The 16,041-nt window shown below is 40.6% G+C and carries 14 protein-coding genes and 1 pseudogene; 10 read left to right on the top strand and 5 right to left on the bottom strand.

Annotation, left to right across the window (positions count from 1 at the left end; genetic code table 11):
* Positions 1 to 2: 2 nt before the first annotated feature.
* Positions 3 to 1,082, bottom strand: a complete 1,080-nt coding sequence (gene rseP, locus SYN7502_RS02985; protein ID WP_015167411.1) for an RIP metalloprotease RseP — start codon at positions 1,080 to 1,082, stop codon at positions 3 to 5.
* 167 nt (positions 1,083 to 1,249) lie between these two features.
* Complete coding sequence (locus SYN7502_RS18060; RefSeq protein ID WP_015167410.1) at positions 1,250 to 3,097, bottom strand: serine/threonine-protein kinase; 1,848 nt, start codon at positions 3,095 to 3,097, stop codon at positions 1,250 to 1,252.
* A gap of 130 nt (positions 3,098 to 3,227) precedes the next feature.
* Here SYN7502_RS18060 and SYN7502_RS02975 point away from each other — a divergent pair, with 130 nt between their 5' ends.
* From SYN7502_RS02975 to SYN7502_RS02955, 5 genes are all read left to right on the top strand, one after another.
* Positions 3,228 to 4,037, top strand: coding sequence for a prepilin peptidase (locus SYN7502_RS02975; RefSeq protein ID WP_015167409.1), 810 nt, complete (start codon positions 3,228 to 3,230; stop codon positions 4,035 to 4,037).
* A gap of 249 nt (positions 4,038 to 4,286) precedes the next feature.
* Entirely contained in the window at positions 4,287 to 5,417 is a 1,131-nt protein-coding gene (gene pilM, locus SYN7502_RS02970) for a type IV pilus biogenesis protein PilM (protein ID WP_015167408.1), read from the top strand.
* A 3-nt stretch (positions 5,418 to 5,420) separates the two neighbouring features.
* Positions 5,421 to 6,101: a PilN domain-containing protein gene (locus SYN7502_RS02965; protein WP_015167407.1), complete on the top strand. Its 681-nt coding sequence runs from the start codon at positions 5,421 to 5,423 to the stop codon at positions 6,099 to 6,101.
* The gene (locus SYN7502_RS02960) at positions 6,098 to 6,835 is read left to right on the top strand and encodes a type IV pilus inner membrane component PilO (protein WP_015167406.1); all 738 of its coding nucleotides are present in this window, start codon (positions 6,098 to 6,100) and stop codon (positions 6,833 to 6,835) included. Before SYN7502_RS02965 ends, SYN7502_RS02960 begins: the two co-directional genes overlap by 4 nt.
* An 81-nt stretch (positions 6,836 to 6,916) precedes the next feature.
* A complete protein-coding gene (locus SYN7502_RS02955) occupies positions 6,917 to 9,004 on the top strand; it encodes a type II secretory pathway, component HofQ (protein ID WP_015167405.1) in 2,088 nt (695 codons plus the stop codon).
* 192 nt (positions 9,005 to 9,196) lie between these two features.
* Here the strand turns inward: SYN7502_RS02955 and secG are convergent.
* Positions 9,197 to 9,421: pseudogene (secG, locus tag SYN7502_RS21140) on the bottom strand (preprotein translocase subunit SecG); the annotation flags it as partial.
* Positions 9,422 to 9,515: 94 nt separating this feature from the next.
* Positions 9,516 to 11,303 (bottom strand): ABC-F family ATP-binding cassette domain-containing protein, encoded by a 1,788-nt coding sequence (locus SYN7502_RS02945; protein ID WP_015167403.1) that lies wholly within the window; start codon positions 11,301 to 11,303, stop codon positions 9,516 to 9,518.
* Positions 11,304 to 11,476: 173 nt separating this feature from the next.
* Between SYN7502_RS02945 and SYN7502_RS02940 the strand changes: the two genes are divergently transcribed.
* Complete coding sequence (locus SYN7502_RS02940) at positions 11,477 to 12,301, top strand: universal stress protein (protein ID WP_015167402.1); 825 nt, start codon at positions 11,477 to 11,479, stop codon at positions 12,299 to 12,301.
* Here SYN7502_RS02940 and SYN7502_RS02935 read toward each other — a convergent pair.
* Positions 12,298 to 13,167, bottom strand: coding sequence for a tRNA (5-methylaminomethyl-2-thiouridine)(34)-methyltransferase MnmD (locus tag SYN7502_RS02935; RefSeq protein WP_015167401.1), 870 nt, complete (start codon positions 13,165 to 13,167; stop codon positions 12,298 to 12,300). The two genes, SYN7502_RS02940 and SYN7502_RS02935, sit on opposite strands and share 4 nt — an antisense overlap.
* A 167-nt stretch (positions 13,168 to 13,334) precedes the next feature.
* Between SYN7502_RS02935 and SYN7502_RS02930 the strand changes: the two genes are divergently transcribed.
* From SYN7502_RS02930 to SYN7502_RS02915, 4 genes are read left to right on the top strand one after another with little or no spacing between them, the layout of a single operon-like run.
* Positions 13,335 to 13,571: a type II toxin-antitoxin system VapB family antitoxin gene (locus SYN7502_RS02930; RefSeq protein ID WP_015167400.1), complete on the top strand. Its 237-nt coding sequence runs from the start codon at positions 13,335 to 13,337 to the stop codon at positions 13,569 to 13,571.
* On the top strand, positions 13,558 to 13,956 hold the full coding sequence (gene vapC, locus SYN7502_RS02925) for a type II toxin-antitoxin system VapC family toxin (RefSeq protein WP_015167399.1): 399 nt from the start codon (positions 13,558 to 13,560) through the stop codon (positions 13,954 to 13,956). The genes SYN7502_RS02930 and vapC overlap by 14 nt, the downstream gene beginning before the upstream one ends.
* A gap of 57 nt (positions 13,957 to 14,013) precedes the next feature.
* Positions 14,014 to 15,249, top strand: coding sequence for a glycosyltransferase family protein (locus SYN7502_RS02920; RefSeq protein WP_015167398.1), 1,236 nt, complete (start codon positions 14,014 to 14,016; stop codon positions 15,247 to 15,249).
* Positions 15,250 to 15,286: 37 nt separating this feature from the next.
* A complete protein-coding gene (locus SYN7502_RS02915; RefSeq protein ID WP_144050164.1) occupies positions 15,287 to 16,027 on the top strand; it encodes a type IV pilin-like G/H family protein in 741 nt (246 codons plus the stop codon).
* Positions 16,028 to 16,041 lie beyond the last annotated feature (14 nt).

The raw sequence follows: 16,041 nt of genomic DNA, 5'->3' as shown, positions 1-16,041 counted from the left end.
TTTTACATCGATAAACTTTGTTTGATCAAATTAAAAGAGTCCTTAAAGATCATCACAACACCTAAACCTAGTAGCAAGACTAATCCACCTTGCATTACAGTTTCTTGGAATTTTTCTGGTAAAGGTTTGCCACCACGCACAGCCTCAATTAAGAGAAAAGCTAACTGTCCACCATCAAGGGCAGGTAACGGCAGAATATTAATAATGGCAAGATTAATACTAATAATTGCCGTAAAGTCAAAGATGCTTTTAAAGTCTGATTTCACTAGCTCCGAACCCATTGCCACGATCGCCACAGGACCAGCCACTTGAGATGCGGTATTTTCAAAATTAGTTGCCAACTGCACCAGTCCCTTTACGGTTAAAACTACTAAATTCTGGAAATCCTCAGCAGCGATCGCTAATGCTTCACCGAAATTAGCCACGGGACGACGATAGGGTTTACCTACAAAACTCAGCCTGACTCCGATTTTACTTTTACCCTTGTCCCCGAGGGGGGTAACGCTGAGATCAAGAATTTGCTCTGATCGCTTTACTTTTAAATCCAAAGGCTGATTAGCTTTAGAGGCAATTAGAGTTTGAAACTGATCTAGGGTTTTAAGACTTTTCCCAAAATTTATGCTGTCTGCACTTAAAACTACATCCCCCTCTTGCAAGCCTGCGATCGCTGCTGGAGAATCTGGATTATTAACTGAAATTTTTACCCCTGGTTGATCAACACTGCCCACACCCACACTGACGGTCATTAATACTAAAACTAAATAGGCAAAAATTAAATTAGCTGCCACGCCCGCACTGATCACAATTGCCCGATCGCCAATGGGTCGATTTTTAAGTAAATTAGGATCATCATCAGGAATTGTACTTTCTTCGTCATTATCTGGAAAGCCCACAAATCCACCGAGGGGAAATAATCGCAAGGCATATTCAGTTTGACTCCCTTGATATTTCCATAATGCTGGTCCAAACCCAATGGAAAATCGATTAACATGAATCCCCTGCAACCTTGCCGCAAGGAAATGTCCTAACTCATGAACTATAACTAAAACTGCAAGAACAGCGATGACAACGGCAATGGACATATTAAATTTTGAGGATTTTAATTAAGGGTTTTGAAGTAATGGAATTTTGGCAACTCTCTTTCTAGTTTAAGACTACTTTAAGAATATTGTTAGGTAATCAATGTAAAGTCTAATAGCTAATCATAGCAATCTTATTAAAGCCATCAATGCAAAGGGAACAAAGAGGGTTAGAACACTAAATCTAAATTCAGTTGCCTTAGGTCTAAAAGTAAAAGCTTGCCACCGCCATCATTCATCTCACTAGTTAAGAATTTAACCGCAATTGCTAAGACATTATTACTAATACAGGCGATCGCCTCTACATGACCTGTAACTGCATATTCCCCTACATAATTACCCTGTTCGTCCATAAAACTTAATAGAGAATTAGTTTCCCCTTGAGTGGTTATATAGCCCCACTTTGTAGCTTTGATCATCTGTGGTCGATAGCCTAATTCCACCCGTTGCAATCGATAGGGTCGCCAATCTATGAGCAGTAGATAATTTAATTCCGTCACAACTAAGATTCTTCCAACTTGGTCACTGGCGATCGCCATTACAACTCCCACAGGTAAAGCATAGGTTGCTATCAGATTACCCCGCCGAGAAATAACGTGAATATTACTAGCAGTAGAATTACTGATGATGGCTGTTAAATGGTTATGATCAATTGCTAAGAGAGCGACAATTTCCGAATTTTTTAATAAACTCGATATTATTAATGACTTCCAATTTGGTTTTATAAATGTTTTTGCAAGTCTCTGAATTTGCAGTTGAAATTGCCCAGAATTTGGAGTTGCAGTCAACACGCCCAGCCATTGATTAGCGATCGCCCAGTAAAATTTTTGATTAGCATTGTAATCGGCAGTGTATAAAACTTGATAATCTTGAAAGTTATTAATCATCATACCTATGGATTCGCTCGTAATTACGAATTCATGATCTTGGGTAATTGCCAAATCGGTAATTTTTGCCGTAAAAGTAAAGGAATTTCTAAAATTTAAAATTGATGATAGGTTCCTCCTTGTTAATAGGAATTGACTGGCACTATAAAAACTTAAGCTAAGGTTAGAATGTGCAAATACGCCTAGGGCAATGATAGGTTCAGTCAAACTTTTTTCCACGATCGCAAAACTTAAGGTGTTCGGATCAGGTTTATTAGATATTAAGGCTTGATTTTCACAAATTGGATTTTCGCCAATTGGCAAAGTCAGTGATGCCGACAAAATTGGCTCTAATTGCTCTTGCATTTGGTCTGCACTTTTAAAGCGACGAGCAGGTAATTTTTCTAAGGCTTTATACAAAAAAGTTTTTAATACATCTGGCACATAATCTGGCACCTTAACCCTTTGATTTAAATGGGCATACATTAATTCTATGGGGTTGCCGCTAAAGGGACGTTCTTTAGTTAATAATTCATACAAAATTACACCCACAGCATAGAGATCGGAAGCATGGGAATACTGTCCATAAAATCTTTCTGGTGCCATATAGCCGGGTGAGCCATTATTATCAGGCTTATCGTTTTCCTGTGCTAAGCGGGCAATGCCAAAATCAGAAATCTTAGCTTGCCATCCTGTTTTTGTCAGCTTCAATAAAACATTTTCAGGTTTAATATCACAGTGGACAATATTCAAGCTATGGGCATATTTTAAGCCTGCTAAAATTTCGATCACCAACCTAAGATATTGCTGTAAATTATGTTGGGGTAAGTTGTTTTGCCAGCTAGGCGATCGCTCTAAATTCCCGTCAATTAAATTTCTTAAGGTGCCAGCCTCGCAATACTCCATCACCAAATAACGGCGATTCTGACTGTAATCCACAGAAATACAGCTAACAATATGGGGATGGCGTAAAGATAATAAAAATCTTAACTCTCGCAAAAATTGATTAGTGGGAAATCGGCGTGGTTCCAATTCCTTAAGAGCGACTAATTGGTTATGAGCTAAGCGATCGCGCGCACAAAATACTCGACCAAACTGCCCCCGCCCTACTAGTCCTATAATTCGATACTTTGCTTGAGAACTTTTTGTCATGATTATCTACGGCTTAAATTTCTGCGCTAATTTCTTGGGCGATCGCCTCAGTTGCTTTAAGATTGCTAATAAACTTTATTTACTTTAGAGTTATTCACTTTAGTTAGATATCTAAATATCCTCAGCCTAAATGTTAGAGAGCCTAATATTTCAAGCCCTAGCAATTATTTTTGGTGCTAGCATTGGTAGCTTTCTCAATGTGGTGATCTATAGGCTGCCTGCTGGCATTTCTATTCTCTATCCACCCTCAAGATGTCCAAGTTGCTTTAACCGACTAAAGCCCATAGATAACATTCCCATTATTGGCTGGTTTTTAATTAAAGGCAAATGTCGCTATTGTCATCAAAAAGTAGCTTGGCGTTATCCATTGATTGAATTCTTAACAGCACTAATATTTTGGCTAGTTACAGTTAATTTCATTACTAAACCTCCCCTAGTTATAGTAGGTTATTGCCTATTTGTCAGTTGTTTAATTGCCTTAGCAGTAATTGACATTGACACCATGACCCTACCTAATCCATTAACCCAATTGGGGCTATTTTCAGGAATTTGTTTTCATATTTGTATTGGCATATCGTCAGGCAAGTCATTACTAGATCAATTAATTTTTAGTGTCCTAGGTGCAGTTGTAGGCATTTGGCTGGTTGATGCAGTTAGATTTTTAGGTACTTGGCTGTTACAGAGAGAAGCAATGGGAGCAGGAGATGCCAAACTTGCGGCGATGATTGGAGCTTGGTTAGGGTGGCAACAGGTTTTATTAACTTTATTCCTAGCGGCGGTGATTGGTTCTTTAGTGGGAGTATTTATACTTAGATTAATTAACTTGGCTAAAACACAACCCTTTGCCTTCGGACCTTTTTTAGCGATCGCTGCCACATTTTCTCTAGTCTATGGTGAACAATTTCTAAGGAGTTACCTGAATTGGTTTGGATTAGCTTAAACTTTTCAACAAACTTAGCCAAATAAAAATAAATTTACCCAAAATTTATAGTTCATTTAGCTTAAATTGTGTAATATTGTCTTGTGTAATTTAGGATTGACTATCAATATTTAAATTTACCCAAATAGTTAAATTAAGTGCTGTTCTAATCCAACTAACAAATTTAATCTTGGACTTAAATATTGAAATTTCAATTCTTGAAATCACAGTTAGGTTGGTGTGAGTCAAAGTGTAAATATCTAAAAACTTATGTTATCTCAGTTAAGTTTTGGTAGTCTAAGCAAGCTCTTCAATGTAAAAGCTCAGGGGATTGGCATTGAAATCAACTCAGAAAGAGTTAACATTGTTCAAGTCCGCCGCAAGGGGAAATCTGGCTTTAAACTAGTAAGTCATGCTAGTACTATTCTGCCCGAAGGAGTGGTCGAGGAAGGACGTATAAATGATCCAGTTGTATTAGGAGAGATTATTCGCTCTCTAATCGCCGAAAAGAAAATTAAAGAAAAAAAAGTTGTCACTGCCATCCCCGGGCGAGAAACAGTAAGTAGGTTGATTCGATTGCCTGCTGAGATATCCGATAGCGAACTACGGGAAATGGTTCTTAACCAAGAAGCCAGCCTATATTTACCTTTTCCTAGAGAGGATGCTGATGTTGACTATCAAAAACTTGGCACTACCTTAGATGATGATGGGGTAGAACGACTAGAGATTTTAATGGTTGCCACACCCAAAGAAGTGACAGATATGTATTTACAGGCTATGCAGACGGCTGAACTTAATACAGAGGTGGTAGAAGTTACGAGCTTTGCTTTGATTAGAGCCTTAAAAGATCGTTTGTCGGGGTTTGCTTCAGCAGCAGAGGCAGTGGCGATCGTTGACATTGAGTATGAATCCACAGAAATTACCATAGCTGTAGATGGAGTACCCCAGTTTTCTCGGACTGTAGCCATAGGTACTGCTCAAATTCAAAATGCTCAGCTACGGGCAATTAACCTTCCTCCTAGGCGTAACACCGATATGGATATGCTCGCAGCAATGAGTGTACCATTTCAAAATAGCGATACCGTAGGACTTTCTGGTCAAGGTAGTAGTCCCGGTGATGCCGCCATATTTCGAGTTTTAGGTGATCTAGCTGATGAACTAAGGCGTTCCATTGACTTTCATACTAGTCAAAATGCTGGTTCGGATGTAATCCAACTATTAATTGTTGGACCTGGAGCATGTATTGGTGAACTCAGTGAGTTTTTCAGTCAAAGACTTGGAATTGCCGCATCCCAAGTTGATCCCCTTGAAGCATTGTCAATAAGTAGTGATGTCGAAATTCCCAAGCAAGAAAGAATGGGAATGTCAGTCGTGTTGGGTTTAAGTGTGAGGGAGCCTTAAGTTATGTATAAGCTTGATATAAATTTTTTAAAAGATCGAGAGCCAGAGACTCTAGATCAAGGAGTGTCCGCACCTATTGCTGATTCTCAGTTCCTCATTGGAGGTGGGGCAGTAGCTTTAGTTGCATTGGCGATCGTTGGTGGTATTTACTTTTATCTCCAATCTCAAGTTAATTCCTTACAAGCAGAACTTGGACAGCTAACTACTAAGGAGAGTGCTTTGGATGCCCAGCTGAAAGTACTAGCTGGTTCGGAGGCGGAGGTTAAAGCTGCGGAAGCCCGTACACAGACCTTAGCAAGCCTAATTACAAAAGATATACCCACCTCCGTTGTTCTTCAAGACATCAGAGTCAGGACACCAGAAACCATTCAAGTGTTTACAATAGCTGAATCGGGGAAAAATCTTACTATAACAGGACAATCTACTGGGTTTGATGAGGCTAATGATTTTCTTCTGGTTTTACAAAAATCGCCATATCTAGACCCAACCAAAACTAAGTTGGTTTCAGCAAAGCAAAAACCTCCAGTTAAGGGTGTCAATATTACTTTAGTCGACTATCAGATTACAACATCTCTAACTGACACCACTACAGATAAACTAGTTGCGGATTTGCAAAAGTCTGATGCTCAAGGTGCAGTTTCGCGAGTTAAATTACTACAAGAAAAAGGAGTAGTTGCACAATGACAGCTAACATTGGTGCTGATTTTGAAGAAAATGCAGGTGGAGTGGTACTATTCGGTCAGACCCTCTCAGCTAAAACCTTGGGCATAGCTCTAGGTGTAATTGGCATCGCCACTGCAGGTTATATATTCTTTAATTTTGTTCAGCCGCTCTGGACAACGATAGATACAACTAAGTCGGGAATTGATAGCAAGAAAGCAAGCATAGCTGATAAAGATACGCAAATTAAACAAAAAGCTGACTTGCCCCAAAAAGTTGCTGCAGCCAAGGAGCGGAGTGAAACCGTATTATCTCTACTCCCAAGTCAGGACTCTATGGATACTTTGTTAATTGATCTCAATAAATTAATTAAATCTAGTAATGTGAGTCCAATTCAATTGAGTGGGAATCTTCTGGAGTCATTTTCTCCCACTCCGCCTGGTCCAATTGTACCCGAGGGACAGTATAGAACTCAAACACTCAATATCCAGTTTGCCGCAGCTTATAGTGACCTAATCACAATTCTTAGAAGTATTGAGTCTCTTAAAACCTTAATTGTGGTGCAGGATATTCAACTAACAAAAAGACAGAATGTAACCATACGTAATCCTGGTAACCTTACCCCAGAACAACAAAAGGCTCAAATTGCTAGACTGCCGCCAGTTCTTAGCGTAACTTTTAGATTAGTTGCCTATATACCCGCAAGTGATGAAGAAATTAAGACATTAGCTCAGGCAGCAGCAGCTACCAAGAAATAATTTTCAAGGTTTAATTAGTAATTAGTTAGATTTCTATTTGTAAGTTTATGATTTATGGAGTGGTTTAGAGGAGTTATGTATATGAATACTAAATTGTTATTTTGTTCCCTTGCGCTGACATCAGTATGCCCGCAAATTTTATTAGCTGCCTTACCGTCTGAGGCAAGTAATGAGGTGCAAGCTGATATAAGTAGCTTGTCTCTTCCAGTTAGAGTAGCTCAAGCTACTACCCCTGATTCCAAAAATTCACCAATAATTAAACCATTATTTGAATCTAAGGTAACAATTACGGATGCTAATGGCAAACCTAAAATTGCTCAAGCAAAACCAACCACTACCCCAACTTTAACTTCTCCCTCTATAAACTCAAAACCTTTGCCTGGGGCAGTTCAAGGTATAGTTCCTCCATTTCAAAGAAGACCAATTCCTGCTCCATCAGGGGATATTTCCATTGGCACCTTTAGTATTAAACCAGACACTATTGATTTAGGTAGCGCAGAAAGAGTTCCTCGTATTTCCCTTAGGGAGGCTCCAGTCAGGGATGTTTTAACTTTAATTGCCCGTGTGGCAGGTTTGAATGTTGCGTTTGCCGATGACTCTGCTCCCGGTACTACCACAACTGCCGCAACTTCAGGTGGTCCTCGGGTATCCTTAGATATTGAGAACGAAACTGCTCAGGATGTTTTTAACAGCGTTCTGCGTTTGAGTAATCTTGATGCTAGTAGAATTGGCAAGACAATTTTTGTGGCTGCTAAGCTACCAATCAACCTAAAGAATATTGTTACCCGTAGTTATCGTTTGAACCAAGTGAGCGTGGGTGAGGCTTCAGGGTTCCTGTTGGGGTTAGGGGCAGAAAGAACAGTTAACCGTCAAAGACCAGTGCCAGGGGTGACGACAGCACAGGTTGGTACTGCGGGTGGAATAACTAACGTAACCATTCCTACTGAGACGATACCTACTTTAGAAAGCTTGACCCCATCTGCTAATTCAATCCTACCTCTGCGGGGATTACAAATTGCGGCGGAAGAGCGAAATAACTCGATCACTCTAATAGGTGCGCCTAGCTTGGTTGACTATGCTGCTGCTCAACTGGGTAGGTTAGATGCCAGAAAGCGTCAAGTTTCAGTTAATGTCCGAATTGTGGACGTAACCCTTCAAGGAAATCAAATCCAGACTGCTAGTTCTTCGTTTGGGATAAATGATACATTCTTTACCTTTGATAATGGAGCGGCGGTTGTCAACTTTGGACAAAATCGTCCTTCTACGGCTGGAGATGCCAGTACTAATCTATTTGGTCGCCCAGTAATTACTAATCCGATTACAGGTACTCCCTTTATTAATCCTGCTACTATTGATCCAACTACTGGTTTACTTACTAGTGTACTTAACTCAGCTATCTCCCCATTGGGTTCAGGAAATCCTCTCCAGCCAGGTATTACTAATGTTACCCCTGGTACTCCTCCCTCTGGCAACACTAGTGGTACCCCAACTACTGTGACTTTTAGTTTGCCGACTTTGTTCCAGTATCCCAGCCAGTTTTTAGCGAGATTGCAATCTAATATCCAAAATGGTACAGCTAAAATCCTGACTGACCCAATTTTAACTGTACAGGAAGGTGAAACTGCTCAGGTGAGCTTGACCCAGGATGTATTGGTGGGAACTGTGCAAAATCAAACCACAATTAATCAGGTGACAACCACCACCGTCCAACCTAATATTCAACAGGCAGGATTAACTTTAAATATTAATATTGCCCGTGTTGATGATAATGGTTTCATTAATCTGTCGATTTCGCCTTCAGTAACAGCTCCATCCCAAATTGTGCGCTTGGGTAATGGGGATACAGCATCACTATTATCTCGCAGAACTTTGACTTCGGGACAAATTCGCTTAAGGGATAATCAAACTTTGATCATCTCTGGAGTAATTCAAGACCTTGATCGAGAGACAGTTTCTAAGGTGCCTTTCTTGGGAGATTTACCAATTATTGGGGCTTTATTCCGCAGTCAACAAACGGAAAAAACTCGTAATGAAGTGGTAATTGTAGTAACTCCGAGGATTCTGGATGATAGCGATCGCTCTCAATTTGGTTATACCTATCAACCAGGTGCCGAGGTTACAAAAATCCTAGAAAATAATCGAGTTCCTGCCAATCCGCCACAGAACTAACTAGATTGCATAAAATATTAAACCCCTTTCAAATTATTGATTGGGGCTTTTTTTATTTACTCTATATTTCGCTTAAGCCTAGGTTCCAGGTTGAGGGATTGACTCAGTTTGTGCCTCAAGATTCAGGGGAATTGAGGATTGAGGTTGGTCTATGGGTGATACTAATGCTGATGGTGTGGGCTTGCTGACATTATTGGGAATCCAGCCTGCACTTAGGACTATGGTTAATCCTAGAAATAAAACTGTGAGAATCCAAGTTAGGCGATTTAAGCTGGTTTCTGCACTTTTGGTGCTGGCAAATAGCTGTGCCTGTCCACCAATACCACCTAGTCCGTCACCTTTGGGGCTGTGTAATAAAATTAAAAAGATTAAAGAAGCGGCAATTACTGCCCATGCTACTTTCAAAGCAATATACATATTTGAGGTTGATAGATTACCCTAATAGCTTATCAAATTAAGATGGTGCCAGAAGCGATGATATTTAGAGATAGATATATTTCCTCAATTACCTCTAAGTTAATTCAGATAATTCCAGCCAGCGTTCTGTACCCGTTTCGATTTCATGGTTTAGGTCGGATAGGCGTTGGGATAATTTTTGGATTTCAGTAAAGCCTGCAGGTGGGGAGTAATAAAGAGTTTTTTCGATCGCCTGTTTTTCAGCTTCTAGTTCAGGAATTTTAGTTTCCCACATTTCTAGTTCACGGGCTTGCTTGAAGGATAATTTTCTAGGCTTGACAGAGCTTGATTTGGACTTAGTATCCTCTATTTTTATTTGAGCTTTAGGATTTTTCTCGACTTCTTCCTGTTTTTTATAGTCTAAATAAGTAGAATAATTACCAGGATAGGAACGAATATCGCCAGTGGGTTCGATCTCTAGGATAGTATCTACAACTCGATCTAGAAAATAGCGATCGTGGGATACGGTAATCACGCAACCATTAAAATCTTCAAGATATTCTTCTAAAACAGCTAAGGTTTGGACATCTAAATCATTGGTGGGTTCATCTAAAATCAGGAGATTAGGCGCACTCATTAAAATTCGCAACAAAAATAACCGCCGTTTTTCGCCGCCTGATAGTTTGGCAATGGGCGCATATTGTTGATTCCCAGGGAATAGAAATCGCTCTAACATTTGCGAAGCACTAATTTCGGTGCCATCGGAGATTTTAATAAATTCCCCTTCTTCTTTAAGATAGTCGATTACCCGTTGTTGTTGGGCAGTATCGAGGGGTTCGGAGTGTTGATCAAAATAGCCGATGTGGATGGTGGAGCCAATTTCTACTTTACCTGTATCAGGGGTAAGTCTGCCAATAATCATTTCCAACAGGGTGGATTTACCTGCGCCATTAGCACCAATAATACCAATGCGATCTTCGGGGGAAAATTCGTAACTAAAGTCTTTAATTAAAGTGCGATCGCCATAGCCTTTAGAAATATTTTGCACTTCTACAACTTTTTTGCCAATCCGTCTTCCCACGGTGGATATATCAACCTTGCCTTGAGCCTGCTTAAATTCCGTATTTTTAAGAGCATAAGCCCGTTCAATTCTTGCCTTTTGTTTGGTGCTGCGAGCTTTGGGTCCTTTTGCCAGCCATTCTAATTCACGGCGGAGTAAGCCTTTGTGTTTGCGTTGGGTATTGAGATTTGATTCCTCTGCCATCGCTTTTTTTTCCAGGTAGTAGGAATAATTGCCGCTATAGGTAAACAGATCACCTCGGTCAATTTCTAAAATCCGATTTGTGACTTTATCTAAGAAGTAGCGATCGTGGGTAATTAGCAGAATTGCGCCTCGGAACCGATTCAGATAACCTTGGAGCCATTCCACGGACTGAGCATCTAGGTGGTTGGTCGGCTCATCCATGAGTAAAACATCTGGATCATCGAGTAAAGCTGTAGCTAGGGCAATGCGTTTGCGATAGCCGCCCGATAGATGTCCAATTTTTGCTTTAAAGTCAGTGACACCTAACTTAGTGAGGATAATTTTGGCATTGGTTTCCGTTTCCCAATGGTCATTGATTTGACTGGATTTAACATGAAATATTTGCTCAAGGACGGTGAGACTTTCATCTAAGTTGGGCTGTTGGGGTAAGTAAACAATTTTGGTTCCCGAGTTAACGATTAACTGTCCGCCATCGATTGATTCTAGCCCTGCAATCATTTTTAAGAGGGTAGATTTACCTGAACCGTTGGTACCAATTAAGCCAATTTTATCGGTAGTGCCAAGGCTGAAGCTGGCTTCCTTGAGGATTTCTTTGATGCCAAAGTCTTTTTTGATGGATTGGAGGGTAAAAATACTCATTACTTATGTGCTTACGGAATATTACTGAATATTTATTCAATATTTTAAGATACGCAACATTTTAAGTCTTTTACCTAGGCGATCGCAGTTGATTAATTAAGATGATCTTAGTCCGCTTTTTAAATTACCAAAAAATTTGCAAAAAACTTAGTAAGAAAATTCCTCTAAATAATATGTTTGAAAGTATTTTATTAACTGTAGATGGTTCTGGGCGATCGCGGGAAATGATGAATATGTTGCTGCAACTCCCTAGTATGCAACGTACGCAAATTACAATTCTCCATGTTATTCCCATGCAAGCAACGGTGGAGGGAGTGACAGAATATCGGTTGGCGGGGGAGAAAATCCTAGAAAAAGAAAGGGCTGAATTAAAACTAGGGGTTAATAATAGTTCAGTGGCTATCCTGAAAGAGGGGGATGCGAAGGATATTGTCTGTCAAATTGCCGATCAACTTAAACCTAATCTCTTGATTATGGGTTCGAGGGGGATGGGGAGATTGCAATCGATCTTGAATAATTCTGTCAGTACCTATGTATTTCAGCTTGCTTCGGTACCAATGCTTTTAGTTAAGGATGATGTCTATATTAAAAGTATTCGCAATGTGATGGTGGCTTTGGATGGTTCTCCCTCTGGTCAGCACGCTTTAGATCAGGCGATCGCTATTATTAGTGGACTTAAGGATGCTGCGATCTATTTAACAAGAGTAAGCAAGAAAAAAGATGATTCCGATCCAGTGGTTGATAAGGCGATCGAAAAACTTAAACGCTTAAATATTCCCTACAAGCTATTTCTAGGAACAGGAGAAACTGGCAAAGAAATCTGCAAGGCTGCCGATGAGAGTAATACTAGTCTCTTAGTTTTGGGTTCACCCGATCGCCGCCCTTCGATCGCTAAAGGAATTCCAGATTTAGATCGGTTATTAGGAACTTCTGTATCTGACTATGTAAGGGTTAATGCACCTTGTCCATTGATCTTAACTAGATTGCAGGAAAGTTAGATACTGTACCAGCGTTTCTTCCATCTGGATGTGGATTCTAGGGAAGACATCTGCTGTGCCTGTTGCCGATCCGCAAGAATATCTTCCTTAATTGCAGTTAAATTAGGGTCACGATAGGGAATGCTGGCACGGGTTTGGAGCAGTTCTTGTTCTGCTAAAGATATAGGTGGTAATGGGTAGGGGGAAAAAGCGGCAATGGTTCCGGGCGATCGCCTACCCACAGGAACAGTATTACCGATATTTAAACCTGCCATAATCAAAGCTGTTCTGATCGCCGATGCACAGGAATAGGTGACTAGACAACCATCGGACTTAAGGCAATTAGCAAGAAGCTGCATAAATTCTACTGTCCATAACTGGGGACAATGGGCGGGTGAAAAAGGATCAAGAAAAATTACATCTGCCCAAGCGATCGCCACTTGGAAGAGAGTTTGGCGGGCATCACCGATGATCAAATTCATATTTAAGCTTTTGCCACTAATTTGAGTTTGGAGTTTAAGGTCTCTACCTAAATTTGTTAGGGCTGTAGCTACTTCATCTGTCCAGATATTTAGTAAATTCGAGGCGATCGCCTGCTGGGGAACTGACCGATCAAGCTCAAGGGCAATGATTTCCACCTGATTAGCAATTCCTTTTTCAGCTAGAAGTTCAATTGCGGCTGCCGAGTTGTAGCCCAAGCCATAGCAAACATCTAAAATGCGAATACAATCCTGTGGTTTCTCTAAAATCCCTGAAGGTAAAACAAACTTGGCGATCGCTTCCTGTTTAGCCCCATGCACACTGTGAAAAGCTTCTTGCCACTGTTCCGAGAAAAATGTACTAGACCCATCAGCAGTGGGATGGATGGTAAGGCGATCGCCACTCATAGATTTGAGTTAAATTGGTAGGTAGAGCATTTAATTCTATCGCTACATTTCTTGTATGGTGGAATAATAGGGCGGAGCTAGAACAACCACCTTAGACAGTATGATAATTCCTAGCGATTCCTTACGGGCTGAAAAATCTGACGTTCTTATTGTGATTATTTTATCCTATGCAAATTACCCTTACCCTTGATGAATCTCTTCTCAATGAGGCATTAAGACTGACTAAACTTAACACTGAGCTAGAGTTGATAAATCTAGCCCTCCAAGAGCTGGTAATTTCCAGAAGTGTTGACTCTGACTCATCAGGACACCAGAGGAATTTACTTGACCTTGCAGGAAAAATTCAATTTTCTCCAGATTTCAACTATAAGATACTGAGAGAAATTAATCATGCTACTGATTGACACATCAGTTTGGATTAGTCTCTTTCGGGATCAGACGGGGCAAGTTCGCCAGCAGCTTGAAACATTGATTTCTGATCGGCAAATTTTACTCACCCGATTTACTCAACTTGAGTTACTGCAAGGAAGCCTAAATGAACAAGAATGGTCTATCCTCTCTATTTACCTCGAAACACAAGATTACGTTGAGATCACAGCTCAAGCATGGAAAGCGGCTGCCCGTATTTACTATGACTTACGCCGACAAGGGCTTACTGTTCGTAGTCCAATCGATTGCTGTATAGCTCAAATCGCTCTCGAAAAAAATTTACTCTTAATCCATAATGATCGTGACTTTGAGACTATTGCCCAAGTAAGATCGCTGCAACATTTGCGCTTTCAACCTTGAAGTCTTCTTTATATCTCGATTTTTCATCTCAACCAATGAAATTAACGAAATGAATTAATGAGCGAAATTACAGATATTCTAATTCTTTCCAATGCTCCTGGGGAACTGACAACTTGGGTATATCCTGTGTTGAGAGAGTTAGCACAGAGACCCGAAAACTCTAATTTCCGTATATCCATAGTCCTATCACCCTGCGCCCATGCCAGTGGTAATGAGTCCAGTATTGCTCAGAATTTTCCCAATGTAGATCGAGTTTTGCCACCCGAACAATTCTTTAATTTTTTACTTTGGAATCGAACTCCTGATTGGGATTGGTCTCAGGATGGTGTGGTGATTTTCTTGGGTGGCGATCAAGTATTTCCGATCATAATTGGCAAACGCTTGGGATATAAAACCATAATTTATGCGGAATGGGAGGCGCGGTGGCTAAATTGGGGCGATCGCTATGCCGTCAGAAATGCCAGTATTAAAATTCCCATTAAGTATGCCTCAAAAGTCTCCGTAGTTGGGGATTTGATGGTGGATCAAGAAGTTTCTCCTCAAATTCAGAACCACCAAGCATCCAAGATCGTACTTATGCCCGGTTCTAAAGCCATGAAACTGATGCAGGGAGTACCTTTAATGTTGGGAGCCGCCGATTATTTGCAATCTAAGTTACCTAATCTGAAATTTGCGATCGCCCTTGCTCCCACGCTCACACCAGAAAAACTAGCTAAATATGCGGAACCGAATCCCGTAGTTGATTTAGTTGCAGGAGCTACTGCCACGCTAATTGATCAGCCCCAGCCTTACCTCAAAACCGCATCAGGTACCAATGTGGAAATCTATACTAAGTTCCCCGCCCACGATCTATGGCAAGACTGTGAACTTTGTTTAACCACCGTAGGGGCAAATACGGCGGAACTGGCTGCCTTTGGCGTACCAATGCTGATTGTTTTACCCACAAATCAACTAGATGCCATGCGAAGTTGGGATGGAATTGGGGGAATTTTAGCGAATTTACCGATCATTGGTACAGGCTTTGCCAAGTTAATTAATTATTTTGTGATCAAGTCCTTTCTGAATCCTAAAGATGGACGCAAAAAATTGTTTGCATGGGCAAATATTTGGGCAGGGGAGGAAATTGTTCCTGAACTCTTTGGGCATTTAACCGCAGCTACAGTAGGATCGGCTTTACTAGAATTATTACAGCAACCAGAAAAATTAGAGATTATGCGAGATCGCCTGCAAGCAATTTGTGGACAACGGGGGGCAGCCAGCAAAATTGTCGATATAGTTGTTGATATAGTCTGAGATGTAGTTAAATCCTAAGCTTGTGAAACCTAAGATCGTGAACATATTAAGGCAGTTAAAAGTGAGCATAATTGGCGTAGTTTGTGGTTTAAGTGTCAATTTGAGTGCGATCGCCCAACCATTCCCAGATCAAACTCCCGTGGGCAGATGGCAAGTTAAGTTCCCCACCACCGATGCTAATGCTGATATTGAAGTGGCAATTACTGCCGATGGCAGAGTGTTTTACATAGATAAGGTCAAAGGACAAGCGATCGAAATCATGACCTTAATCGAAAAGGTATCTGATCAGGCAACAATCCCCGACAATATTAAAATTATTGACATTCAGGCTCAGGCAAAAGCCGAAGCGATCGCCCGCCAAAATCGCCGACTCCAAACCGAAGCTCAAACCGTATTAAGTACCATTCATGCTGCCCAGAGCGAATATTTTGCTAAAAATAATCAATTTGCTACCAAATTAGAAGACCTAGGCTTTGGTGCGGAAATTAGTAGTGAAGTATTTAGCTACAAAATTGAACCAATTGTGCCGAAATTTATTGTTCAGGCTCTAGCTATTTTCAAAAACCAGAATCCAGATCAGGCTAAGGATCAAAGTTCCATCTTTATTGGGATTTCCTACCTCAATCAATTACCCTCAGGCATCAACACCATTGCCTCTCTGACTTGCCAAGGTAAACAAAACTCACAACAACTGATCCCTAAAGTTAGATTTATTAAAATTGGTGAATTGATCAAAGAAATCAGATGCCCTGATGGTTTTAATCCGGTTTCCCAATAGCTCCAAAATTCGGA

It is taken from the genome of Synechococcus sp. PCC 7502 (assembly GCF_000317085.1).
Lineage (GTDB): Bacteria > Cyanobacteriota > Cyanobacteriia > Pseudanabaenales > Pseudanabaenaceae > PCC-7502.
The sequence above is the reverse complement of the archived record's forward strand: the minus strand, read 5'-3'. Positions and strand labels throughout refer to the sequence as shown.